The organism is Streptomyces araujoniae (assembly GCF_050871195.1).
Classification (GTDB): domain Bacteria; phylum Actinomycetota; class Actinomycetes; order Streptomycetales; family Streptomycetaceae; genus Streptomyces; species Streptomyces bacillaris.
In genome coordinates, this window is the sequence record NZ_CP194070.1 from 535,624 (window position 1) to 559,914 (window position 24,291).

The 24,291-nt window shown below is 72.5% G+C and carries 18 protein-coding genes and 1 pseudogene; 16 read left to right on the forward strand and 3 right to left on the reverse strand.

Features of this window, described 5'->3' with window-relative positions:
• The first annotated feature begins 123 nt into the window (after positions 1–123).
• The 4 genes from ACQ9ZG_RS02210 to ACQ9ZG_RS02225 are packed head-to-tail and all read left to right on the forward strand — an operon-like array spanning position 124 to position 5,682.
• Positions 124–1,425, forward strand: a complete 1,302-nt coding sequence (locus ACQ9ZG_RS02210) for an ABC transporter substrate-binding protein (protein WP_109917329.1) — start codon at positions 124–126, stop codon at positions 1,423–1,425.
• Positions 1,426–1,457: 32 nt separating this feature from the next.
• A complete protein-coding gene (locus ACQ9ZG_RS02215) occupies positions 1,458–2,393 on the forward strand; it encodes a carbohydrate ABC transporter permease (protein ID WP_109917330.1) in 936 nt (311 codons plus the stop codon).
• Positions 2,390–3,211: a carbohydrate ABC transporter permease gene (locus ACQ9ZG_RS02220; RefSeq protein ID WP_109917331.1), complete on the forward strand. Its 822-nt coding sequence runs from the start codon at positions 2,390–2,392 to the stop codon at positions 3,209–3,211. The genes ACQ9ZG_RS02215 and ACQ9ZG_RS02220 overlap by 4 nt, the downstream gene beginning before the upstream one ends.
• The gene (locus ACQ9ZG_RS02225) at positions 3,208–5,682 is read left to right on the forward strand and encodes a beta-xylosidase/alpha-l-arabinosidase (RefSeq protein WP_109917332.1); all 2,475 of its coding nucleotides are present in this window, start codon (positions 3,208–3,210) and stop codon (positions 5,680–5,682) included. The genes ACQ9ZG_RS02220 and ACQ9ZG_RS02225 overlap by 4 nt, the downstream gene beginning before the upstream one ends.
• A 16-nt stretch (positions 5,683–5,698) precedes the next feature.
• Here the strand turns inward: ACQ9ZG_RS02225 and ACQ9ZG_RS02230 are convergent, their stop codons facing one another.
• Positions 5,699–6,907, reverse strand: a complete 1,209-nt coding sequence (locus ACQ9ZG_RS02230; RefSeq protein ID WP_028418826.1) for a PucR family transcriptional regulator — start codon at positions 6,905–6,907, stop codon at positions 5,699–5,701.
• Complete coding sequence (locus ACQ9ZG_RS02235; protein WP_165272468.1) at positions 6,904–7,056, reverse strand: hypothetical protein; 153 nt, start codon at positions 7,054–7,056, stop codon at positions 6,904–6,906. Before ACQ9ZG_RS02235 ends, ACQ9ZG_RS02230 begins: the two co-directional genes overlap by 4 nt.
• A gap of 187 nt (positions 7,057–7,243) precedes the next feature.
• Between ACQ9ZG_RS02235 and pgfA the strand changes: the two genes are divergently transcribed.
• The 12 genes and pseudogenes from pgfA to ACQ9ZG_RS02295 all read left to right on the forward strand — a co-directional run bounded on the left by pgfA (position 7,244) and on the right by ACQ9ZG_RS02295 (position 22,541).
• Positions 7,244–8,227, forward strand: coding sequence for a cell envelope lipid trafficking protein PgfA (pgfA, locus tag ACQ9ZG_RS02240; protein WP_109917333.1), 984 nt, complete (start codon positions 7,244–7,246; stop codon positions 8,225–8,227).
• A gap of 254 nt (positions 8,228–8,481) precedes the next feature.
• Positions 8,482–9,651, forward strand: coding sequence for a glycosyltransferase family 4 protein (locus tag ACQ9ZG_RS02245; protein ID WP_099218592.1), 1,170 nt, complete (start codon positions 8,482–8,484; stop codon positions 9,649–9,651).
• The gene (locus ACQ9ZG_RS02250; protein ID WP_109917334.1) at positions 9,648–10,376 is read left to right on the forward strand and encodes a class I SAM-dependent methyltransferase; all 729 of its coding nucleotides are present in this window, start codon (positions 9,648–9,650) and stop codon (positions 10,374–10,376) included. Before ACQ9ZG_RS02245 ends, ACQ9ZG_RS02250 begins: the two co-directional genes overlap by 4 nt.
• Positions 10,373–14,776, forward strand: a complete 4,404-nt coding sequence (locus ACQ9ZG_RS02255) for an alpha-(1->3)-arabinofuranosyltransferase domain-containing protein (protein WP_499279750.1) — start codon at positions 10,373–10,375, stop codon at positions 14,774–14,776. The genes ACQ9ZG_RS02250 and ACQ9ZG_RS02255 overlap by 4 nt, the downstream gene beginning before the upstream one ends.
• The gene (locus tag ACQ9ZG_RS02260) at positions 14,773–16,074 is read left to right on the forward strand and encodes a condensation protein (protein ID WP_499279751.1); all 1,302 of its coding nucleotides are present in this window, start codon (positions 14,773–14,775) and stop codon (positions 16,072–16,074) included. Before ACQ9ZG_RS02255 ends, ACQ9ZG_RS02260 begins: the two co-directional genes overlap by 4 nt.
• Entirely contained in the window at positions 16,071–16,940 is an 870-nt protein-coding gene (locus ACQ9ZG_RS02265; RefSeq protein ID WP_499279752.1) for a class I SAM-dependent methyltransferase, read from the forward strand. Before ACQ9ZG_RS02260 ends, ACQ9ZG_RS02265 begins: the two co-directional genes overlap by 4 nt.
• A 4-nt stretch (positions 16,941–16,944) precedes the next feature.
• Entirely contained in the window at positions 16,945–17,841 is an 897-nt protein-coding gene (locus ACQ9ZG_RS02270; protein WP_028418832.1) for a hypothetical protein, read from the forward strand.
• Between the two features lie 51 nt (positions 17,842–17,892).
• Positions 17,893–18,111, forward strand: coding sequence for a Trm112 family protein (locus tag ACQ9ZG_RS02275; RefSeq protein WP_109917204.1), 219 nt, complete (start codon positions 17,893–17,895; stop codon positions 18,109–18,111).
• A complete protein-coding gene (locus ACQ9ZG_RS02280) occupies positions 18,108–18,890 on the forward strand; it encodes an FkbM family methyltransferase (protein WP_109917203.1) in 783 nt (260 codons plus the stop codon). Before ACQ9ZG_RS02275 ends, ACQ9ZG_RS02280 begins: the two co-directional genes overlap by 4 nt.
• 93 nt (positions 18,891–18,983) lie before the next feature.
• A pseudogene (locus ACQ9ZG_RS02285) lies at positions 18,984–19,298 on the forward strand (alpha/beta hydrolase); the annotation flags it as partial.
• A gap of 220 nt (positions 19,299–19,518) precedes the next feature.
• The gene (locus ACQ9ZG_RS02290; protein WP_499279759.1) at positions 19,519–21,612 is read left to right on the forward strand and encodes a neutral/alkaline ceramidase; all 2,094 of its coding nucleotides are present in this window, start codon (positions 19,519–19,521) and stop codon (positions 21,610–21,612) included.
• 170 nt (positions 21,613–21,782) lie between these two features.
• Positions 21,783–22,541 (forward strand): IclR family transcriptional regulator, encoded by a 759-nt coding sequence (locus ACQ9ZG_RS02295; protein WP_109914709.1) that lies wholly within the window; start codon positions 21,783–21,785, stop codon positions 22,539–22,541.
• A 20-nt stretch (positions 22,542–22,561) separates the two neighbouring features.
• On the opposite strand, the gene ACQ9ZG_RS02300 is transcribed toward ACQ9ZG_RS02295, so the two are convergent.
• Positions 22,562–24,286, reverse strand: coding sequence for an acyl-CoA dehydrogenase family protein (locus ACQ9ZG_RS02300; RefSeq protein WP_028418836.1), 1,725 nt, complete (start codon positions 24,284–24,286; stop codon positions 22,562–22,564).
• Positions 24,287–24,291 lie beyond the last annotated feature (5 nt).

The following is a 24,291-nucleotide window of genomic DNA, read 5'->3' on the forward strand; positions in this document are numbered from 1 at the left end:
GTCCGGCAGGTAACGCTTGAATAACGCGACGACCGAGGATTGACCCCTCAGGTGCCCGGTTCTAGCGTCCCGACTCAAAGAAGTTTCGATTGCTGGTTCGAAACAGTTTCGAAAGGCGAGTCGATGAATCAACGCGCGGGGTACTACCGGACCGTCGTCGCCGGTGGTGCGGCACTGGCCCTGACCGTGTTCCTGTCCGGATGCGGAGGGGGTGCGGACACCGGGGGCGAGGACACCATCCACGTCCTGGTCTACGGGGACGCGGCGAACAAGGTGGAGAAGGAGGTCGTCGCCACCTTCAACAGGACGTCGGACGTGAAGGTGGTCCTGGACACGATTCCGGGCGCGGACTACCAGGCGAAGCTGCAGACCATCATCAGGAGCAAGCAGGCGCCGGACGTCTTCTTCAACTGGGGCGGCGGGAGCATCAAGCCGTTCGTCGACGCCGGTCTGCTGCTTCCGCTGGACCCGCTGATCGCCAAGGACCCCGACCTCAAGTCGAAGTTCCTGCCGTCGGTGTTCAACAGCGCAGTGGTCGACGGCACCTCGTACGGGATCCCCATGCGCGGCACCCAGCCCGTCCTTCTGTTCAACAACGGCAAGGTGCTGAAGAAGGCGGGCGTCGAGCCCCCGGAGACCTGGGACGACCTGCTCCAGGCGGTCGAAGCGCTGAAGGACGAAGGCGTCACGCCGATCGCGCTCGGCGGCGGCGACCGCTGGCCGACGCTGATGTGGTTCGAGTACCTCTACGACCGCATCGCCGGCCCCGAGCTCTTCCAGCGGGCCCTCGACGGCGACAAGGAGGTCTGGGCGAGCCCGGACAGCCGCAAGGCCCTGGGCATGATCAGGGAGTTGGTGGACGCCGGGGCCTTCGGCACCAACTACGACTCGGTGAAGTTCACCGACCAGGGCTCTCCCACCCTGCTGGCGACCGGCAGGGCCGGCTTCGAGCTGATGGGCTCGTGGGAGTACTCGACGCAGCAGGACGCGCACCCCGAGTTCGCGAAGAACGACCTCGGATACAGCGCCTTCCCCGCCGTCGGGGGCGGCAAGGGCGACCGGGCGAACCTCGTCGGCAACACGAACAACTTCTACTCCGTCCTCAAGAAGACCGAGCACCCGGAGGCCGTCGCCGAGTTCCTGAAGCTCATGTACTCGGACCGGTTCGTCACGGCTCAGCTCGGCATCGGCAACCTGCCCACCACGACGAACACCGAAGGGCTCCTGGACACCGCCGCCAGCCCCGAGTTCGCGAAGTTCCAGTACGACATGGTCAAGAAGGCCCCGGCGTTCCAGCTCTCCTGGGACCAGGCCTATCCCCAGTCCGCGGCCACCGCGATGTACCAGGCCCTCCAGCAGTTCTTCAACGGTTCGATGGACGAGGACGCGTTCATCAAGGCCATGCAGGCCCTGCCGACCTCGTGAGCACCTCCGCATCCGGACCCGGAACACACGAGATGACCCGACCCGCCACCTCCCCCAGGAAGAGGGGGGCGGCCCCGAAGGCCGCCGCGTCCGGCACCGGAGCGAGCCGCCCGGGAGTCCTCTGGGCGGCACCCGCCGCCGCCTTCTTCGCCCTCTTCGCCGTCGTCCCGCTCATCATGGTCGCCGTGCTCTCGTTCGCGGCCTGGGACGGCCTGAGCGACCCGGAGTTCGCCGGCCTCGCCAACTGGCGGAAGCTCCTCGACGACCCCGTCATGGTCAAGAGCCTCTGGCTGAGCGTCCTGCTCACCGGGCTCGGCGTCGTCGTCCAGACTCCGCTGAGCATCCTGCTCGGAGTCTGGGCGGCGGGGCACCAGCGCAACCGGGCCGTCCTGTCCGCCGTCTACTTCGTCCCGCTGCTGCTCTCCATCGCCGCCGTCTCCGTGCTGTGGCGCGCTCTGCTCGACCCCAACCTCGGCGTCCCCGCGCAGGCGACCTGGCTGTTCGGCGACGGGAACCTGTTCGGGACGCAGACCACCGCGATCGGCGTCCTGGTGTTCGTCAGCACCTGGCAGTTCACCCCCCTCCACACCCTGATCTACCAGGGCGCGGCCCGCGCGGTGCCACGGGTCCTCTATCAGGCGGCGGAGATCGACGGCGCGGGCCGGGTGCGGCAGTTCTTCCACATCACGCTGCCGCAACTGCGCAACGCGGTCATCACGTCGATGATCCTCATGGTGGTCGGTGGCCTCACGACCTTCGACACCGTGCTCATCCTGACCCAGGGCGGACCGGGGAGCGACACCACCATCAGCGCCTTCTACATGTACCAGAAGGCTTTCAAGAGCTTCGACTACGGAGCGGCCTCCGCCATCGCCCTCCTGCTGGTCCTCGTCTCGACGCTCATCTCGCTGGTCGTGGTCCGGCTCTCGGGCTACGACAAGATGCGCAGCACCATGGAGGGCCTGTGAGGAACAGCCGTCCCAACTACCTCGCCGGCTTCGGCTCGGTGGTCTGGCTGCTCGTGGTGGGGCTGCCGCTGTACGTGATGCTGATCGCCACCTTCCAGTCGCGCCCCGACTACGCGGCGAACGGCCCCCTGGCCCCGCCCGAGCACTTCACGCTCGACAACTACGTCAAGGACCTCAACAGCGGCTTCGCGCAGTACTTCCTCAACACGGTCGTCGTGACCGTGTGCGTGGTGGGCATCGTCCTCCTCCTCGTCCCGCCGCTGGCGTACACCATCGTCAGGAGTCGCGGCCGGGCCGCCACCCGGGTCTTCCGGCTGTTCCTCCTGGGCCTGGCGATCCCCTCGCAGGCGGTGATCGTGCCGATGTTCTTCCTCATCAGCGAGGCGGGCCTCTACGACCACCTCATCGGCGTCATCCTGCCGACGGCGGCCTTCGCCATGCCGGTGTGCGCACTGATCCTCACCGGGGTGATGCGGGACATCACCCCGGACCTCTACGAGGCGATGACGATGGACGGGGCCTCCACCCGCCGGATCTTCTTCCGGCTGGTGCTGCCGCTGTCCAGGAGCGGACTCGCGACGATCATCGTCTTCTCCGCGCTCCAGGCGTGGAACGGGTTCCTCTTCCCCCTGGTCCTCACACAGTCCGCGGAGACCAAAGTGATCACCCTGGGCCTCTACGAATTCCAGACCGAGCACGGAGTGGACACGCCCGGCCTGCTCGCCGCCGTGGTCCTGTCCATGCTTCCCATCCTGATCGTCTACCTGTTCGCCCGTCGCGCCCTGGTACAGGGGCTGATGGGGGTCGGAGGAAAGTGACCACCAACATGGACAGCACCGGAGCGCCGACGGCCGCCGGGCCGACCGGCCCCCGTACGCCGGACACCGGGGCCGAGCGCCCCCGTACCGGCCCCTGGCACGACCCGGGCCTCTCCCCCGAGGCCAGGGCCGACGCCCTGATCGCCGTCATGACCCTCCCGGAGAAGATCCACCAGCTCTTCGGCGTCTGGGTCGGGGCGTCCGACGAGGGGGGTGAAGTCGCCCCGTTCCAGCACGACATGGAGGACTCCGTCGCCCTGGACGACCTCCTCCCGTACGGTCTCGGCCAGCTGACCCGTCCGTTCGGGACGGCGCCGGTCGATCCGGCCGTCGGTGCCCTCTCGCTCGCCCGCACCCAGGAGCGGATCGTCCGGGCGAACCGGTTCGGCATCCCGGCGCTGGCCCACGAGGAGTGCCTGGCGGGGTTCGCCGCCTGGGGGGCGACGGCCTATCCGGTTCCCCTCTCCTGGGGAGCGACCTTCCATCCGGAACTGGTCCGGGAGATGGCCGCCGCGATCGGCCGCGACATGCTCTCCGTCGGTGTGCACCAGGGGCTCGCCCCGGTCCTGGACGTCGTACGCGACGCACGCTGGGGACGGGTGGAGGAGACGGTCGGCGAGGACCCGTACCTGGTGGGCACCGTCACCACCGCCTACGTACGGGGACTGGAGTCGGCCGGGATCGTCGCCACGCTCAAGCACTTCGCCGGCTACTCGGCCTCGCGGTCGGGCCGCAACCTCGCTCCCGTCTCGATGGGCACGAGGGAGCGGGCCGACGTCATCCTGCCGCCCTTCGAGATGGCCGTACGCGAGAGCGGCGTCGGCTCGGTCATGCACGCCTACACCGACACCGACGGCGTCCCCTCGGCGGCCGACGCCGAGTTGCTGACCGGGCTGCTCCGCGACACCTGGGGTTTCGACGGAACCGTGGTCGCGGACTACTTCGGTATCGCGTTCCTGAAGACCCTGCACGGTGTCGTGGGGAGCTACGGCGAGGCCGCGGGCGCCGCACTCGGCGCGGGCGTGGACGTCGAACTGCCCACCGTCAAGACGTTCGGATCGCCGCTGGCCGACGAGATCGCCGCAGGACGCGTCCCCGAGGAACTGGTGGACCGCGCGGTACGCCGTGTGCTCACCCAGAAGGCCCGGCTGGGGCTGCTGGACGCGGACTTCAGGCCCCTGCCGCCCGCGCTCGACACGGTCACGGGGAAGGACGGCGTCCCCGCGGGCCCCCACGAGCTGCGCGGCGCCATCCGCCTCGACACGGGTGCGAACCGGGAGCTGGCCCGCCGGGTGGCCGAGGAGGCCGTCGTCCTGCTGAGCAATGACGGGACGCTCCCCCTGACCGCGGGATCGAGCGTCGAGGCACCGGCCCGCATCGCCGTGATCGGGCCCAACGCCGACGCCCCGACGGCCGTTCTCGGCTGCTACTCCTTCCCCGTACACGTCGGAAGCAGGCACCCGGACGTCCCGGTGGGTATCGAACTGCCCACCCTGCGCGAGGCGTGCGTGGAGGAGTTCCCGCACAGTGAGATCGTCAGCGTGCCGGGCACGGACGTCGACGGGGCGGACACCTCCGGGATCGAGGAGGCCGTCGAACTGGCCGGGGACGTGGATCTCGTGATCCTGGCGCTCGGCGACCGCGCCGGGCTCTTCGGCCGGGGGACCAGCGGCGAAGGGTGCGACGCGCCGGACCTGGTGCTCCCCGGTGTGCAGCGGCAGCTGCTCGACGCCCTCCTCGACACGGGCACCCCCGTCGTCGTCGCGCTGCTCGCCGGACGGCCCTACGCCCTGGGGCGCGCGGTGCGGGAGGCGGCCGCGATCGTGCAGGCGTTCTTCCCCGGCGAGGAGGGGACACGGGCCATCGCCTCGCTGCTCAGCGGACGCACCGAACCGTCGGGCCGGCTGCCCGTCAGTGTCCCGGCCGCCCCGGGCTCCCAGCCCTCCACCTATCTCGCGGCGAGGCTGGGCCTCGCAGGCGAGGTGTCGAGCGTCGATCCGACCCCGGCGTTCGGATTCGGCCACGGCCTCACGTATACCGAGTTCGCGTGGGGCGACCTCGACGTGGAGAACGGACGGGCCCCCACGGACGGCGCGTTCGCGCTCTCGTGCACGGTCCGCAACACCGGTGGCCGCAAGGGCACCGAGGTGCTGCAGGTGTACCTCCACGACCCGGTGGCCTCGGTGGTCCAGCCGGTGCGGCGGCTCATCGGGTACGTGCGGCTCGACCTGGATCCCGGACGGGCGGCGCGGGTCCGCATGACGGTTCCGGCGGATCTCGCCGCCTTCACGGGCCGCGGGGGCCACCGCGTCGTCGAGCCGGGCGACCTCGAACTCCGGTTGAGCGCGTCGAGCACCGACCCGCGCCTCACGGCCCGCGTCACCCTCACCGGACCGGTGCGCACGGTCGACCACACCCGACGGCTGCACATGGGTTTCGTGACGGAAGCCCTCCCGGACACCTGCCCGTGAGTCTTCGCCGCCGGTCCTAGGGGGTGCCCGCCGCCGGTGCTCCCCTCAGCCGCTGCGAGCGGAGCACCAGCAGCATTTCGAAGCGCTGGTCGGGGTCGTCGATCGCGTCGCCCCACAGCTCGCGGATCTGGCGGAGCCGGTAGCGGGCCGTCTGCGGGTGGATGCCGAGCCGCTGGGCGACCTCGGGGGCGCCGCCGGGCGTCTCGATCCAGGCGAGGAGGGTCTCGGCCAGCCGCCGCGCGGCGGTGGGGCCGAGGCCGTCCAGCGGGGCGAGGCAGCGGCGGGCGGCGGCGTCGATCAGCTCCCGGGAGGGCAGGAGCACCAGCTCCTCGGTGCGCTCGGTGCAGTGCAGCACCTCGCCCTGGGGCAGCAGGTTCTTCTTGATCAGCTGGACGGCGGTCTCGGCCCAGCGGAGCGAGGTGGCGGCGGCGGCCAGCGGGACCGACGGACCGATCGCGCCGGACCAGCCGGCGGTGGCCCGGCGCAGGGTCTCCGCCCGGCCGGCCGTCTCCGGGTCGGGGATGACGATGCGGGGCTGCTCGCTCTCCATCTCCAGCAGGATCCCCTGCCCGACCGCGGGGGCCACGGCCTCCCGGGCGGGGCGCATCAGGACGCCCACGGCGATGGTCTCCGGCAGCTCCCAGCCGACGCGGGCCGCCCGCTCGGCGAGCGTACGGGCGGAGTCTCCGCGGTGCTCCACCAGGAGCAGGTCGATCAGCTGGCGCTGGAGGCGCAGCCGCTCGCTGGCACGGCGGGCCGCCGCCTCGGCGTAGCCCAGGACCGACTGTTCCACGAGGCCGTCCAGATACTCGAAACCGGATTCGGCCAGTTCGTACATGGCCGGGGCCGCGATGTCGACCTGCTGGCCGATCTCGGCGAACCTGCGCCAGGTGAGCCGGACACCGAGCCGGTAGACGGCCTGGAGGGAGTCGAGGCTGCGGCCGTGCAGCCCCTCGCCCCGGCCGAACTCCTGGAAGACCTCCGGGGGCACCCGGGGGTCGGCGGCGCCGGAGGCGAGGTGGCGTACGAAGCCCTCGATGGCCCGGCGGATGCCGACGAGCGCCATGGGCTCGCCGGACTCGTCCTCGACGAGCTGGAGGTAGGGGTAGTCCTGCCGGATCTCGGTGAGGATCTTCTGGGCGATCTCCGGGGCCTCGGCCAGGGCGATGGAGGCGAACCGCTCCACCTTCGACCGGGGCACCTCCTGCCAGGCGTGAGACTTCACGAGCCCGCCGGCGCGGTCTCGTAGCTGATCAGGGGGGTGTTCGGCTGCTCGGGCGCGGCGTCGAGCAGTGCCACGATGCCCATGGCGGCACCGACGGCGAGCGCCGCGCCCACCAGAGCGGTGGCGGCGGCGGTGATGAGTCTGCGCATGATCGGGTCAGCTCCTTGCTCGGAGTCGATCCCCGCTCCGTACAGCCGGGCCCCTCCGGCTGGGACACAGTGTCGACAGTCCATTGACATGCCGTCAAGGCCTTGCTTACTGTTCACGCCAATCAAGGGCTGACCGGCCCGGGGCCCGTGCACCTCCCGCGAAGAGATTCGACCCAGGAGTGCCCGGATGCGCCGCACTGCTTCACCTCTGTCACTTTTCCTACTGGGTGCAGGGGTCTTTCTGCTCGTCCTCGCGCCCCTGCTCGTCTGGTACGTCCAGCCGCAGGCCAAGCGCACCCCGATCGACACCGACACGACCACGGTCTTCACCGGGACCGGCAGCTACTTCGACACCGGCAAGGTGGAGACGCTCACGGGCAAGGAGATCACGATCACCCGCCAGGTGCGCGGGGACGTGGCGGACAGCCTCGAGAGCGGCAACGCCGTATGGGACGTGTCCACGTCGGTCGACCACGCCGAGACCCTCCCCGCCTCCGATCCGCGGGACGCCCTGCAGTGGACCATGGAGCGCTGGGTGACCGACCGGTACACCAATGAGCCGGTCCACTGCTGCGAGGAGTCCCCGACCTTCGACGGCGAGGCGTATCTGAAGTTCCCCTTCGATGTCGAAAAGCGCGCCTACCGCTGGTGGGACGGCACCCTCGGCGGCGTCGTGCGCCTGGAGTACGCGGGCGAGCGGAAGGTCCAGGGGTACGGGGGCTACCTGTTCAAGGGCACGGTCGAGCCGACCAGGACCGGGGTGCGCCAGGTGCCCGGCGTGCTCGTGGACCGGCCGAAGACGCCCCAGATCCTGGCCGAGGAGTGGTACTCCAACAGCGGCATCGAGCTGGTGGTGGACCAGCGCACCGGGCGGATCATCAACGCGGCGATCGGCCCGAAGAAGACGCTGCGGGCGCCGGGCTCCTCGAAGGACGCCGTCACGCTGCTGGAGAGCAAGCGGGTCGAGTTCACCGAGGAGACCCAGAAGACGCAGGTCGAGCTGGCCTCGGCGGACAGCAGGCGGCTGGCGCTGCTCGGCGGAACGCTGCCGGCCGGGGCGGTCGCGCTCGGCCTCGTCCTCACCCTGGTGGGCACCGTGCTCGTCGTCCGGGGGCGCCGGAGCGAGCCGGAGGCCCCGAATACTCACATGATGACGAACTCGCCCACCTGAGTTACCGGCAAGTTGTCGCATCGGTGAGTAGCCGGGTGCTTACCCGTGACGAAAACTGTCTATCCCCACCAAAGCACGGCCCCCGGTCTCGTCACACCTTGATCCCGCGCCCCACCGCACCACTTTCACACCCGTTCCCTCTTCCGTCCTCCCGACCCCGTTTCCGTACGCCTCGCCCCTCCGGCACCGGAACCCTCACCGCTCGTCCCAGCCCCACCCGAGTCCCCCGCTCCCCGAGCCGAGTTGGAGCACCCATGCCCCAGCACGTACCTCCCCCGCTGCTCCACGCAGCCGCGCCACAGGGTCAGGGCCCGGTCTCCCCCAGGATTCCCGCCTCCCCGAGACGCATCGTCTTCCTCGCCCACCGCGACCTGGGCAACCCGGCCGCGGGCGGCTCCGAGCTGCTCATCGACCAGCTCGCCCTCGGCCTCACCGAACGCGGCCACGACGTCACCCTGCTCTGCGGCGGGCAGGCCGCGCGGCGGCCCTACCGGGTCGTCTCCGCAGGCTCCCAGCTGGGGCACTACCTCGGCGCCCGCTCCGCGTTCGCCCGGCAGGTCGGCAGTTGCGACCTGCTGGTGGAGGTCTGCAACGGCATGCCGTACCTGGCGCCCCTGTGGCACCGGGGTCCGACGGTGTGCCTGGTCAACCATGTCCACACCGATCTGTGGGAGATGCGGTTCCCGGCGCCGGTGGCCCGCGCCGGGCGACAGCTCGAACACTGGGCGCTCTCCCGGGCCTACCGGGACCATCTGATGATCGCCGTCTCCCCGTCCACCGCGAGCGCCCTGCGGGAGCTGGGCGTTCCGGACGAGCGGATACGGCTGGTGAACAACGGTGTCCAGGAGCCGCGCCCGCAGACCGGACGCTCCGCGACCCCGCTCTTCCTGGCGCTCGGCCGGCTGGTCGACTACAAGCGCATCGACCTGCTGCTCCAGCTCTGGGAGCGGGTCCGGCCCGTCACCGGCGGCCGGCTCGTGATCGTCGGTGACGGTCCCGAGCGCGAGCGGCTGGAGCGGCTCGCCGGTCCCGATGTGGAGTTCGCCGGGCATGTCTCCGAGGAGGAGAAGCACCGGCTGCTCTGCGCCTCCTGGATGCTGCTGCACCCGGCGGCCGTCGAGGGGTGGGGGCTGGTGGTCACGGAGGCCGGTTCCCGGTCGACGCCGACCCTCGGCTTCGACGTCCCCGGGCTGCGCGACTCCGTCGAGGACGGGGTCACGGGCATCCTCGCCCGGGGCGAGTCGTCCTTCGCCGCGGCCTGGTGCGCGCTGGCGCTGGACGAGGAGCGCCGCGAGGCGATGGGCAGGGCCGCGCGCGAGCGGGCCGCCGCCTACCGGTGGAGCAGCAGCGTGACCCAGTTGGAGGCCGTGGCCGCCGAGGCGATCAGCGGTGCGCGGTCCTGGCCGGCGGGTGCCCGATCGTGAAAGACCCGTCCTTCCGCCGTTCCCTCTCGCTGTTCCGCGCCTTCCTGCGCGAGCCCGAGGACCCCGAGACCGTCTACACCCTGCTGGCCAGGGACGCGGCGGACCAGGTCGAGCGGCATGTCCCCCTGGAGGGGAAGGTCGTCGTCGACGTCGGCGGCGGCCCCGGCTACTTCACCCGGGAGTTCCGGCGGCGCGGTGCGCAGGGCTATCTCTTCGAGCCGGACGCCGGGGTGCTGGGCGACCGGTCGGCGCGGGGTCCGCGGGACGCGGTCGTCGCGGACGGCTATCTGCTGCCCCTTGCGGACGGGGTGGCCGATGTCACCTTCTCCTCCAACGTGCTGGAGCACGTCGAGGACCCCCACACCTTTCTCAGCGAGATGGCGCGGATCACCCGCCCCGGCGGGCTGATCTACGTCTCGTTCACCAACTGGTACTCGCCGTGGGGCGGCCACGAGTGGGCCCCCTGGCACTACCTGGGCGCCGAGCGCGCCCGCGCACGGTACGAGCGGCGCACCGGCCGGCCGGCCAAGCACCGCCTCGGCGAGAACCTCTTCAGGATCGGCGTCGGCCCGACGCTGCGGCATGTGCGGGGCCGCACCGACGTGGACGTCGTGTCCGCGCGGTCGCGGTACTGGCCGGTCCTGCCCGAACTTGTCACCCGGGTGCCCGGAGTGCGGGAATTCGCCACCTGGAACCTCCTTCTCATTCTCCGGCGGTGCTCATGACCAGCGCAGTCCACCTCCCACCCCACCAGGCACCGGACGGCGGCGACCCGCCCTCCGGCAGACCGGCCGACGGTACGGCGCCCCGTTCGCGGCGCTGGCTGCTGGGGGTCTGGGCCGTGGTGTTCGCGGCGTTCCTGGCGGTGTCGCCGGGACGCATGACGTTCGACACCAAGCTCGGGGTCGTCGTGGATCCCGGGCGGTTCCTCGGTGACCTGGGCGAGCTGTGGCACAGCCGGAACGGGTTCGGCGGGATCGCCGACCAGTACATCGGCTACCTGGTGCCGATGCTGCCGTACTACGGGCTGGCGGATCTGGCGCAGGTGCCGACCTGGCTCGCGGAGCGGCTGTGGCTCTCGCTGATCGTGGCGACCGCCTTCTGGGGCGCGCTGCGGCTGGCGGAGCGGCTGCGGGTCGGCTCCTCGGCCACCCGGCTGCTCGGTGCCCTGGTGTACGCGCTCTGGCCGACGTACACGATCGTGATCGGCTCGACCTCGGCGGCCGCCCTGCCGGGCGCGATGCTGCCGTGGGTGCTGCTGCCGCTGACGGACGCGCGCCTCGCGCCGCGGATCGCCGCCGCCCGTTCCGCGCTGCTGATCCCGCTGATGGGCGGGGTGAACGCGGCGTCCACGCTGGCCTCGCTGCTGCCGGTGGGGCTCTATCTGCTCTCCCGGCCGGGGGGTCCGCGCAAGCGGGCGCTGCTGCTGTGGTGGATACCCGGTGTGATCCTCGCGACCGCGTGGTGGATCGTTCCGCTGCTGCTGCTCGGCGTCTTCGGTGAGAACTTCATGCCGTACGTGGAGTCGTCGTTCACCACGACGACGACCATGTCGGCGGCCGAGGTGCTGCGCGGCGCGGGCAACTGGGTCGGCTATCTGAACTTCGGCGAGGCCTGGCTGCCCGCCGGGTGGACCGTCGTCACCGGGACCGTCACGATCCTGGGCTCGGCGCTGGCCGCCGCGCTGGGTCTGGCCGGTCTGGCCCGGCGGGACCTGCCCGAGCGCCGCTGGCTGGTGCTGACCGTGCTCTCCGTCGCGCTGGTCACGCTCGCCGGGTACGGCGGTGCGCTGGGCGGTCTCTTCCACGGGACCGTGCAGGCGTGGCTGGACACCTGGCTGGTGCCGTTCCGCAACATCTACAAGTTCCAGACGGGTCTGGCCCTCGCCCTGGCGCTCGGACTGGCCCACATCACCGCCGTGCTCGCCCTGCGGCTCGGGCGGAGCGGGCAGGACGGGCGGGTGCCGGCGCGGGCGCGCCGGCTGGCCCCGGTGGTCGCCGCCGTGCTCGTGCTGCCGGGGCTCGCCTGGCCGTACGTCAACGGGTCGATCCTGCAGCCGGGTTCGTTCAAGGAGATCCCGGACCACTGGTCGAAGGCCGCGGACTGGCTCAGGAAGAACTCGCCGGACGACCGGGCCCTCGTGGTGCCCGCCACCGCGCACGGCATCTACGCCTGGGGCTCCACGATCGACCAGCCGCTGGACGTGCTGGCCGACACGCCGTACGCCCAGCGCGACTACGTCCCCTTCGGCACCCCGGGCAACCGGCGGGCGATGGACGCGGTCGAGCAGGCGCTGACCTCCGGCGGGCAGGTGCCCGGACTGAGCGAGTTCCTGAACCGGGCGGGGCTGCACTACGTCGTGGTCCGCAACGACCTGGACCCGGACCAGCTGGGGTACGTGCCGACCACCACGGTCAAGCGCACCCTGGAGGCCTCCGGCTACAAGCGGGTCATGAGCGAGGGCCCGGTGATGACCGGCGGCCGGATCGCCGCCGGCACCCCGGTGCAGATCGAGGGGCTCTACCCGCGCCAGGAGGCGGTGGAGATCTACGAGCCGCCCACCGGCACCGAGCGTCCCGGCCGGGCGACCGCCGTCCCCGTCTCCTCGACCGCCGTGGTCAGCGGCGGCCCGGAGTCCCTGCTGCCGCTCGCGGCGGCCGGGGTCCTGGAGGGCCGGCCCACCGTGCTGGCCGGTGACGCCCACCCGGGCGTGGGGAAGCCGTCGCTCTACGCGGCGGGTGACGGGCTGCGCCGCGCGGACACCCGCTTCGGCCTGGTCAACACCAACACGTCCCACACCTATACGGCGGACGAGCGCAACGCGCCGGAGGCCGAGCAGGACCCGGGTGCGCAGCCGCGCCAGATCCTGCCGACCGAGGGCGAGGAGCACCAGACCACGGCGGTGCTGCGGGGTGCCGAGTCGGTGACCGCGTCGTCCGTCGGCAACTGGCTCTTCCATCTGCCGCAGTACGACCCGGTCAACGCCTTCGACGGCAACCCGGACACGGCCTGGGCCGAGGGCTCCGCGGCCTCCCCGAAGGGCGAGTGGGTCCGGATCGACTTCTCCGGTACGCAGGAGATCCCGGCCTCGCTCCAGCTCACCCCGCTCCCCGGCAACGGTGTGCGGGCGGCGGCGACCGAGGTGCGCGTCGAGACGGACCAAGGCCACAAGGACAGTCCGATCCGGCCCGACGGCTCCCTCCAGGAGGTGGCCGCGCCCGAGGGCCCGGCCCAGTGGCTGAAGGTGACGATCCTCAAGTCCCAGCAGGGGCGCCCGGGTCTGACCGGCGCCGGGTTCAGCGACATCGCCATCCCCGGGGTGCAGGTGACCCGGATGCTGGAGCTGCCCGCCGACGCCCCGCGTGAGGGTGCCGACGCGACGGTCTACGCGCTGAAGCGCGGCAGCGACCCGGGCGGGCTCTCCGCCGTGGCCGCGGAGACCGGACTGCACCGGCAGTTCACCACCGGGCAGGCCGGGGAGTACACGGTCGCCGCGAGTGCGGTGCCCGTGCCGGGCGACGCGCTGGACAAGCTGCTGTTCGAGCTGACGGGCAAGCGCAACCAGATCCTGGTGACCGCCGACTCCACCGCCCGCCTCGGCACCAACCTCACCGCGCGCAACCTCACCGACGGTGACCTCACCACGGCGTGGATCGCGGGCGACCGCCCCGTACTGCGCCTGTCGTGGCCGGAGGCGACCGAGGTCGGGGAGATCGTCTTCGCGGCGGCCGGCGGGATCTCCGCCCGGCCCGAGCAGGTGCAGATCAGCTCGCCGGACGGCACGGCGGTGGCGGCGGTGGACGAGAACGGCATGGCCCGCTTCTCCCCCATCAAGACCGACCGGATGGACATCACCATCTCCCGTACGGCACCGCTCACCGTCCACAACCCGTTCGCCGGAGACAAGCTGCAGCTGCCGGTCGGGCTGAGCGAGGTCTACATCCCGGCGCTGGACAAGTTCCGCTCGCCACAGCCGGACCCGGAGAAGGAGTTCAGCCTGCCCTGCGGCAAGGGTCCGGTGCTCGCCGTCGGCGGCACGCTGATGGAGACCAAGGCGGAGGGCCGGATCGGGGATCTGACCCAGCGTCGCCCCATCGCCGTCTCGCTCTGCTCCGAGCAGAGCAAGGTGGAGCTGGGCGCCTCGACCCACACGGTGGAGGCCGGTGACGCCGGTCCGCTCGCGATCACCGATGTCACCCTCTCCTCGGGTGGGACGAAGGCTCCCGCGGCCACGGCCCGGACGGTCGACGTCAAGGAGAGCGAGGGCGACCGCCGCACGCTGACCATCGGCGCGGGCGAGGCCTCGTACCTCCAGCTCCACGAGAACCACAACAAGGGCTGGAAGGCCACGCTGAACGGCAAGGAGCTGACGCCGCTGCGGATCGACGGCTGGCAGCAGGCGTGGCTGGTCCCCGAGGGCGAGGGCGGCACGGTCACCCTGGAGTACGGTCCCGCGCGGATCTACCAGGCGGGGCTGATCGGAGCCGCGGTGCTCTTCCTGGTGCTGGTCGGGCTCGCGTTCGGCCGCCGCCGGGACTCCGGTGGTGCGGAGGGTGCGTACGAGGGTGCGGATCAGCCGGTTCCGCCGGGTCCGGGGCTGATCCTGGGCACGGTGGCGCTCACCCTGGTGGGCATCGTGATCGCGGGTCCGGTCGCCCTGGTGGTGCCCGTCCTCGCGGTGCTCGCCCACTTCCGTCCGTCGTGGCTCGCACCGGTCGCCTTCGCCTCGATGGCGGCGGCCGGGGTGGTCGTGGCCATCGGCACCGGGGAGTACACGGCCAGGGGCGAGGGCGCCTTCGGGGCCACCGCCCAACTCCTGGCGCTGATCGCCCTGTTCGCCGCACTGGTCACGGTCGGCGCCCCGGGCCGGGGCCGACGCGCCGCGGGCCGCTCCCCGGAGCCCACGGCCGTGGCGGCCGGTGGCGGGGACACCGAGGCGACGATCCCGCAGCAGGCGGTGCCGTCGTCCGGCCGGACCCTCTCGGCCGACGCCAGGAAGCCGGACGGCACCGGCACCGGTTCGGGCACCGGGAAGCCGCACCTCGGGAAGGAGCGCACGGAACCGCCCACGCGCGGTCCGGGATCCCCGGCCTCCCCGTCCGACGGCGGAGGACCCAACGGATGACCGCCACGCACCCCGCCCGGCCGCTCGCGGCCGGGCGGCTGCCCCGGGTTCCGTTCCCCGTCGTGGACGAGGTGGACCGGCACTGCGCGCAGGACGCGGAGCCGAGCACCATCCACATCGAGGTCCATCTGCCCGGGCGGCTGGAGGAGGACCGGCTGCGGGCCGCGTTCGCCGCGTCGCTGGCCCGCCATCCGCGGGCGCTGATGCGGGAGCGGCCGCGCGGCCCGTTCGCCCGGCGGTACGAGTGGGAGCTGACCGACGCCCCGGACCGGGACCCGGTCGGCTTCCCGCCCGCCGCGCCCGGGGCGCTGGACCGGGCGCGGGCGGACTCGCTCGCCGCCGCGCCGCCGCTCACCCTCTCCCCTCCGCTGCGGGTCACCGTGGTGGAGGAGCCGGGGAGGGAGGGGTGCGTGCTGGTGCTCACCGTGCACCACACCGCCATGGACGGGCCCGCCTGTCTGCGGCTGGCGGCCACCGCCGCCGAGATCTACAGCGGGCGGACGGCGCCGGCGCCGGCCGCCCCGGCCCGTCCGGCCACGGCCCCGGCGCCCCCGCGCTCCGGGGCCCCGGCCCTCTCCCGGCCCGCCCGGGTGGCGGCGGGCACCCCGGGCAGGGTGCCGGGCAACTCCCAGCTGCTGGTCGAACTGCCGGTGCCGCGACGGGAGTCGGGCGCCCCGTACACGGTGAACGACCAGCTGATGGTCGCCACCGCGCTGACGGTGGCCGACTGGAACCGGCGGCAGGGAGCGCCCGAGCGGCCGCTGCGCATCACCATGCCCGTCGACGACCGCGACCGGGGGCCCGGGATGCCCATCGGCAACGGCACCCGGCTGGTCGAGGTCGGCTTCGGCCCCGCCGAGGTGGCGCCCGGCGCGGACATCCCCGTACTCCTGCGGCTGACCGCCGAGCGCACCCGGGCCCTCAAGGCGCTGCACCGCCCCCAACTGGGGCGTTCCGTATCGCTGTTGACCACCCCGCTGCTCCCCGTGGCCGCGCGTGCGGCGTACACCCGGGGACTGCGGGTGCTGGCGGGGCCGTGGACCTCCACGACGCTGCTCAGCAACATCGGCCGGATCCCGTACGCGCTGGACTTCGGTGACGCGGGGAGGTCCGGTGCCCTGTGGATCTCCGCCCCGGCCCGGCTGCCGAGAGGGCTCACGTTCACCACCGCGTCCACCGGCGGCCGGCTCCATCTGGCCCTGCGCTGGTCGCGGGCCCTGCTGGGCGACGAGGACGGCCGGGAGCTGCTCGGCCTGTTTACCCGCCATCTGGCGGCGACTTCCCCGGAGACCGTATGACCGACACCGCACCGCTCCCGCGGGCCGCCGCCGAACCCGCCGCCGCGCAGGGGACGGAGACCCCGCCCGCCATGGCCGCCACCGCCTCGCCCGGGGCGGAGGCCCCGGCCGTCGCACCGGCTGCCGCCTCGCAGGGGACCGGCACCCCCGCCGCCCCTCCGCCCGGCCTGCGGGACTTCTACGAGAACCCGGCCGTCCCCGTGGCCTCCGGCGACGGGCGCAGCCTGCGCCAGGCCCGGCTGCTGGCCGCCGCCCTCGCCGGGCGGCCCGGCGGGACCGTGGTGGACGTCGGCTGCGGCGACGGGACGGCCGCCGCCACCGCCGCCCCGCTGCTGGCCGGGCACCGCCTGATCGGCGTCGACTGGTCGCAGGACGCGCTGCGCCGGGCCCGCCCCCGGATGGGCGCGGTGGTCCGGGGCGAGCTGGAGCACGGGGGGCTCCCGCTCGCCGACGGGTGCGCGGACGCGGTGCTGTTCAGCGAGATCCTGGAGCACCTGGTCGACCCGGACCAGGCGCTGGACGAGCTGCGGCGGATCCTGAAGCCGGGCGGCCATCTGATGCTGTCCACCCCGAACCTGGCCGCCTGGTACAACCGGGCGCTGCTGCTCGCCGGGGTGCAGCCGGTCTTCTCCGAGGTGAGTCTGCGCGGCATCCACGGCCGCCCCGGCTCGGAGGTGGTGGGCCATCTCCGGCTCTACACCGCCCGCGCGCTCCGCTCCTTCCTCACCGCCTCCGGCTTCGAGGACGTGAAGATCACCGGCGCCCCCTTCCACGGGGTGCCGCGCCCGCTGCGGCTGGTGGACCGGGCGGCGTGCGCGGTGCCCGGAGCGGCGTCCATCCTGCTGGCCCACGCTCGGCGGCGATAGCGCGATGTGGTGGGGTGTGGGGGCCGCGCTGGTGGCCAACCTGCTGTACAGCGTGGGGTTCGTGGTGGAGAAGCGGGCGCTCGGCAAGCTGCCCGCGCTCTCCGCGGGCCGGCCGCTGCGCGTCATCCTCGTGCTGCTCACCAGCCCGCTGTGGATCGTGGGCGCGCTGGCGCTCGCGGCCGGATTCGCGGCCCAGCTGGTGGTCTACCGGGCGCTGCCGATCGCGGCGGCCCAGGGCATCTTCGTCTCCGGCCTGGTGCTGCTGCTCCTGCTCTCCTCCACCGTCCTCGGCGAGGAGTCGACCGGGCGCGAACGGTACGCGCTGGGCGGGGTCCTGGTGGCCCTGCTCATGGTCGTCGCCTCGGTGCGCGAGGGCGAGGACACCGTGGGCAGCGGCGCCCCCTGGATGCTGGTGCTCCTGGTCTGCGTACCGGCGCTGGCGGCGGGCGTCTGGCTCTACGTACGGGTGGAGAGCCGGGCGCACAACCGCCACCGGGTGCCGACCAGCGGTATCGGTTACGGGGTGGCGGTGGGGCTGCTGTACGGCGTCAGCTCGCTGGCCGTCAAGGGCACCTCCAGCCGGCTGACCACCACCGACCTCGGGGAGGCGGCCCGTTCGCTGTTCGGCTCGCCCTATCCCTATCTGCTGCTCTTCACCGCCGTGGCCGGTCTCGTCATGTCCCAGACGGCCCTGCAACGCTGCCGGGCCTCCCTGATCGTGCCCGTCTGCACCACGGTGACCTGCCTGTTCACCGCCGTCCTCGGGACGCTCGCCTTCGGCGAGTCCCTCCCCGACGATCCGCTGCTGCTGGCCCTGCGGGTGGCCGGCACCCTGCTCGCCCTGACCGTCCTGCTGGCCATGCCCCGCCACGACCCGCCCCCGGCGGCGGCCCCGTCCTGACCGCACCGAGACCACCGCACTCCGACCGACCCCGTCCCCGAGGGAGCCCCGATGAACCCCGACGATCCGCTGCTCACGATCCTGGCCTGCCCGCTCGACAAGGGTCCGCTCACCCTGCTCACCGACGAGGAGGCGCTCTACAACCCCCGGCTGCGCCTGAGTTACCCCATCCTGGAGGGCATACCGCAGCTGCTGCCCTCCTCGGGCCGGAAGACCGGTGCCGATGAGCACGAGAGGTTCCTGGCACTCCGGAAGGCCCCGGCCACGTGACCACGTTCGCGGCGGCGGTGGCGTCCCGGCTGCCCACCGGCCTGGTCGCCTCCGCCGCCGTCGCCCTCTACCCGCGCTTCGAGCCGGAGCTGCGCCGGCTGGCCGACTTCTGCCCGGCCGGGTCCACCGCCGTGGACATCGGCGGCTGGTACGGGCCCTGGTCGCGGCGGCTCGCCCGGCGCTGCGCGGAGGTCGTCACCGTCGAACCCGTACCGCATCTGGCCGACCATCTGCGCCGTACGCTGCCGCCCAACGCCCGGGTGGTGCAGGGCGCGGCGACGGACCGGGCGGGCGACCGGGTCCGGCTCTGGTTCCCGGAAGGGGACGAGGGCGACCGCGGGGTCTCCTCGCTGGAGCGGCGCGACATCCACGCGCACAGCGTCGAGGTGGAGTCCCTCACCGTCGACGGCCTCGGCCTGCGCGGGGTCGGCTTCGTGAAGATGGACGTCGACGGGGCGGAGGTGGCGGCGCTGCGGGGCGCGGCGGAGCTGCTGCGCAGGGACCGTCCGGCGCTGCTCGTCGAGCTGGAGAGCCGGCTCGGACCGATCGGCCCGGCGGTCGCCCTGCTCACCGGCCTCGGGTACGCGGGGTGGGTCCTGACGGGCCGCCGCTGGACCCCGCTGACCGGCTTCGACCTGCCCGCCCACCAGGCGAGGACGGAGCACCTGGTCCATCAGGGTCTGCTGCGCCGGGCGTTGGTGCCGCGGCGCACCCGCTACATCAACTCGGTGCTGTTCCTTCCCGACGGGAGGGTGCCGGGCGGGGAGCTCGGCCGCTGAACGCCGGTGCGCCGCAGGTCACCCGGGGTGGCGCGGTGAGAGTGCTGCTGGTGGAGGACGACACCGCCAGGCGCCGGGGTCTACGGCACCGCCGGCGTGACCGCCGAACTCACCTGCCGCGACTGGCCCTCCGGCGTGCGGCGGCCGCACCGGGTGGCGGCGGAGGGTGTGCCACCGGTCCTGGTCGTGGGAACGACGGGCGACCCGTCCACGCCGTACGCGGAGGCGGTGAGCCGCGCGGGGCAGTTCCCGGCCGGGATGCTGCTCACCTACGAAGGGCTGGGCCACACCGCGTACGGCCGTGGCGACGCCTGCGTCACCGCGAAGGTCGACGCCTACCTGGTGGAGCTGGAGCGGGCCGGTTCCGGCGCCACCTGTCGGGCGGAGCGGAACCCGGAAAAGTACTGACAGCTCGTCATTCCTCCTGCGGATCAACGGCGTCACGCCGGTCCGACCGGGTTCACGGGAGCAGATTTTCCTGAGGTTTGTTCATTTACCCGTCGGTAGAGACCTATGCGGCGCAGGTCGTGCCCCTCTACCGTCGGGGCAGCGCTCCGGGTCCCGCCCCTGTCGGTGAGCCACCGACCGGGCCCCGGCGGCCCGCACCTCTCCCGCCCCAGGAGGTCAGATGCCACCGTCCCCCACCCCCTCCCCGCGCTCGCGTCGCAGGCTCGCCGCCCTCGCGCTCGCCGCGGCCCTGGGAGCCGTCACGCTCGGCGCCCCCTCCCCCGCGGCCGCCTCGCGGAGCACCCCGGACTCGCAGGCCGCTGCCGCGGAAGCCGAGTACCTCGTCGGACGCGGCATCGCCGATGTCACCGGGGAGGCCGCCGAGACCGGGATGATGGGGTACTCCAGCTTCGACCAGAAGACGTCCGGCATCCACCAGCGACAGCGGTCGCGCGCGTACGTGGTGGTGGACCGGGCGAGCGGCAAGCGCGTGGTCTATGTCAACGCCGACCTGGCGATGATCTTCCAGTCGGTACGGCAGGGCGTCCTCGCCCGCCTCCAGGAGCGGTACGGCAGCCTGTACGGGGAGGAGAACGTCCTCCTCTCCGCCACCCACACCCACTCGGGCCCCGGCGGCTACTCCCACCACGTGGCGTACAACCTCTCTGTGCTCGGCTTCCAGAACGGCACCTACCGGGCGATCGTCGATGGCATAGCGGAGTCCGTGGCCAAGGCCCACGACGACCTGAAGCCCGGCTCCATCAGCCTGGGCACCGGCACCCTCACCAACGCCAGCGTCAACCGCTCCCGGGAGGCCTTCGACCGCAACCCGGCGGCCGACCGGGCGGCCTTCCCCGGCGGGATCGACCCGGCGATGACCGTGCTGCGGTTCCGGCAGGGCTCCACGGACGCGGGCGCGATCAGCTGGTTCGCCACCCACAACACCTCCATCACCAACAAGAACACGCTGATCAGCCCGGACAACAAGGGCTACGCCTCCTATGCCTGGGAGCACGACCACGAAGGCGTGCGCTATCTCGACAACACCCCGGGATTCGTCGCCGCGTTCCCCAACACCAACGCCGGTGACATGTCCCCCAACCTCAACCTCAAGCCCGGATCGGGGCCCACGGAGGACGAGTTCGAGAACGCCCGCATCATCGGTGAGCGCCAGCTCGACAAGGCCCGCGAGGTCTACCGGGACGCGAAGCCGGTCTCGGGCGGGGTGGACGCCCGCCTCACCTACGTGGACATGGAGAACGTCACCGTACGCGGGCAGTACACGAGCGACGGCAAGGAGGCCCGCACGTGTCCCGCCGTCGTGGGCGCCTCCACGCTCGCGGGCAGTGTGGAGGACGGCCCGGCGATCCCCGGCTTCGAGGAGGGCACGCGCACCCCGGTCGCCGGCATCATCGACGCCCTGCGCATCGACACCCCGTCCTGGCTGGCCACCTGCCAGTACCCCAAGGCGAGCCTGATACCGACGGGGCTGCTGAGCAACGTCCACCCGGTGACCCCGAAGATCCTGCCGCTCCAGATCATGCGGATCGGGGAGCTGTACCTGGTCGCGGGGCCGGGTGAGTTCACCATCACCGCCGGGCTGCGGGTCCGCCGGACCGTGGCGCAGGAGCTGGGGGTCCCGCTGGAGCGGGTGCTGCTCCAGGGGTACGCCAACGCCTACAGCCAGTACGTGACGACGCCGGAGGAGTACGAGACCCAGAACTACGAGGGCGGCTCCACCCTCTACGGCCGCCACACGCTCCCCGCCTACCAGCAGGAGTACGCGCGGGTCGCGGCCGCCCTGCGCCAGGGCACCCCGGTGGAGCGGGGCACGCTGCCGCCGGACGAGTCGGCCCGGCAGTTCACGTTCCAGACGGGCGTGGTCTACGACAGCGCGCCGCTGGGCAAGTCGTTCGGCTCGGTGCTGACCGGCCCGGCCTCCTCGTACGCCCGCGGTTCCACAGCCACCGTCGAGTTCGCCACCGGCCACCCGAAGAACAACCTGCGCCGGGGCGGCACGTTCCTGGAGGTCCAGCGTCAGGAGGCCGACGGACGGTGGACCCGGGTGCTGGACGACGGCGACTGGGAGACCACGTACCGCTGGACCCGGCTCAACGGGCTGACGGGCACGTCGAAGGCCACGGTCACCTGGAGGATCGGGGCGGACACCGCGCCCGGCACCTACCGGATCGTGCACCACGGGGACACGAAGAACCTGCTGGGGAAGATCACCCCGTTCACGGGCACGTCCCCCGCGTTCACCGTGACCGGATGAGGAGCCGTCCCGGGAACGGGGCCCGTGACCGGGTGAGGCACGGTCCCGGCGGCGCGGCCCCGTGACCGGGTGAGGCGACGGGCGGGCGCCCCGGGCCACCGGGGCGCCCGCCCACCACGGGATTCCGTATCCGAGATGCCGCACCCCGGTGCCGGGTCCATGCTGGTGGCATGGGCGACCAGGCCGGCCCCGAGCCTTCCGTGTCCGTCCGGCGGGACCTCCGGTTGCTGGAGTCCGCGGGGGCGCACCCCACGGGCGCGCCGGCGGAGCGGCTGGCCCGGGAGGCCGAGCTGTCGCGGCCCGTGGCCGAGGAGCACCTGCGGGCGCTCGTCGAGGACGGCTATCTGCGGGAGCTGGACGACGGGGCGTACGCCCTCCCCGACCAGGGCCCGCCCCCGCTCACCCCGCCCGGCGACTCCACCTGGGCCGAGCGGCTGCGCCCCCTGCTGTCCTCCCTGCGCGACCGCCTCTCCGCCGCCGCGTATCTGACGCTGTACGACGAGGGGGAGATCCGGGTCCTCCAGATCGTGGACAGCCCCCGGGCGCCCCGGGTCGACCTCTGGGTCCGCTTCGAGGACGCCGGGCACGCCACGGCCCTGGGCAAGAGCGTGCTGGGCGGCCTGGACGAGGAGGCACGCGCCGGCTACCTCTCCCGCCACCCCCTGGCCGATCTCACGTCCCACACCATCACCCGCCGCGAGGAGCTGATCCGGGAGCTGGACTCCCCGCCGATGGCCCCGCTGGCCCGGGACCGGGAGGAGTACCGCCGCGGCACGACCTGTGTCGCCGTACGCGTGTACCGCGGCGACCAGGTCGGCTCGCTCGGCATCTCCTTCCGCTCGGACCGGATGTACCGGACCAGCGAGGTCAGGGACCAGCTCCTGTCCTCGGCGCTGCGCGTCACCCGCCGGCTGACGATCCCGGAGTGAGCCGGGGCTCGTCCGGGGGCCTATTCGGCCATCTCGTACGCCCCCGACAGCGCCTCCACACGCTCCCAGATCCGGGCCGAACGCCCGGCGTCGACGACGGGCCGCCGTACGGCGGCGAGCGCCCATTCCTGCTGCGCCCCGGTGGCGGAGTCCTTGCCGTGGAGTTCGACGGCGTGCGCGGAGAAGTCGCGGACGAGGACGGCGAACAGCTCGTCCAGCAGGTCCTCGTCCAGGCCGGTGAGCCGGGCCTGCTCCAGGATGAGCTGGCCGTGGACGACGAGGGCGAAGAGCTGGCCCACGGCGAGGAGGAGGTCCAGGTCGCGGCTCTGCTCCTCGTCGGGGGCGGCGGTCTCGACGAAGGCGCACAGGGCGTCGGCCTGCTCGCGGAACCGGGCGACGTTGGGGACCTCCGCGTACGCGTCGAAGGCGGGGCGCCAGTCGTGGAAGCGTACGGAGCCCAGCCCCCGGGCCGGTCCCTGCCGGAACAGGAAGTCGTCGTCGGCCGCGTCCAGGCGGGAGGGGACGGGCGGGTGGTCGACGGGGTTCAGCAGGTGGTTGCGCATGAACTTGAGGATCAGCGCGAGGTTGACGTGGACCGTGCCCTCAAGCTTCGGCAGGCCCCGGATCTCGATGGCGGCCTGGGCGAAGTAGTTGTCCTTCTCGAATCCCTTGGCGGCGATGACGTCCCACATCAGGTCGATGACCTTCTCGCCCTCCGTGGTCACCTTCATCTTCGTCATCGGGTTGAAGAGGAGGTAGCGGCGGTCGTCGGGGCCGGCGGAGCGGAAGTAGTCCACGGCGCGGTCGCTGAAGAGCTTCATCCCGACGAGCCGGACGTAGGCGTCGGTCAGCTCGCGGCGCACGTGCGGGAAGGCGGTGACCGGGCGGCCGTAGAGGATGCGGTTGCTCGCGTGGGTGACGGCCTCGTACATCGCGTGCTCGCAGATGCCGATCGAGGCGGTGCAGAGGTTGAACTTGCCGACGTTCACGGTGTTCAGCGCGGCGTCGAAGGCGGCGCGGCCGGTGTGCAGGATGTCGGCGGGCGCGACCGGGTAGTCGGCGAGGCGGAACTCGCTGACGTACTTGGAGGAGTCGACGACGTTCTTCACCAGGTGGTAGGCGTCGTGGCGGCTGTCGGCGGCGAAGAACACGTAGCCGTCGGGGCCCTCGACGTCGGTGCGGCGGCCGAAGACGGAGACCAGACCGGCGGCGTTGCCGTTGCCGATGTAGTACTTGGAGCCGGAGGCCAGGAAGCCGCCGTCGCCGTCGGGGGTCAGCAGCATGTCGGTGGAGTAGATGTCGGCGCCGTGCGTCCTCTCGGAGAGGCCGAAGGCGAACACCTCACCCTGGGCGAGGAGTTCGGCGGCCCGCGCGCGGGCGTCGGCGTTGTCGCTCTGCCAGACCGGGCCGAGGCCGAGGATGGTCACCTGCCAGGCGTACCAGTAGTCGAGGCCGTAGAAGCCGAAGATCTCGTTGAGGGCGGCGATCCGGGCGGTGTCCCAGCGCTGGTCCTGCTCCTTCGCGGCGGCGGCCGGGGTGAGGAAGGTGGCGAACAGGCCCTCCTTCGCGGCGAAGGCGAGGAAGTCACCGAGCCAGGCGCGGGAGCGGTAGTCCTCGATCAGCCGGCGCTTGCCCCGCTCCTCGAACCAGTCGACGGTGGCGCGCAGCAGCCTGCGGGTCTCCGGGTCGAAGTGCTGGGGGTCGTAGGTGCGCGGGTTGAAGAGGAGGGACGCGGACTCGGCCATGGAGA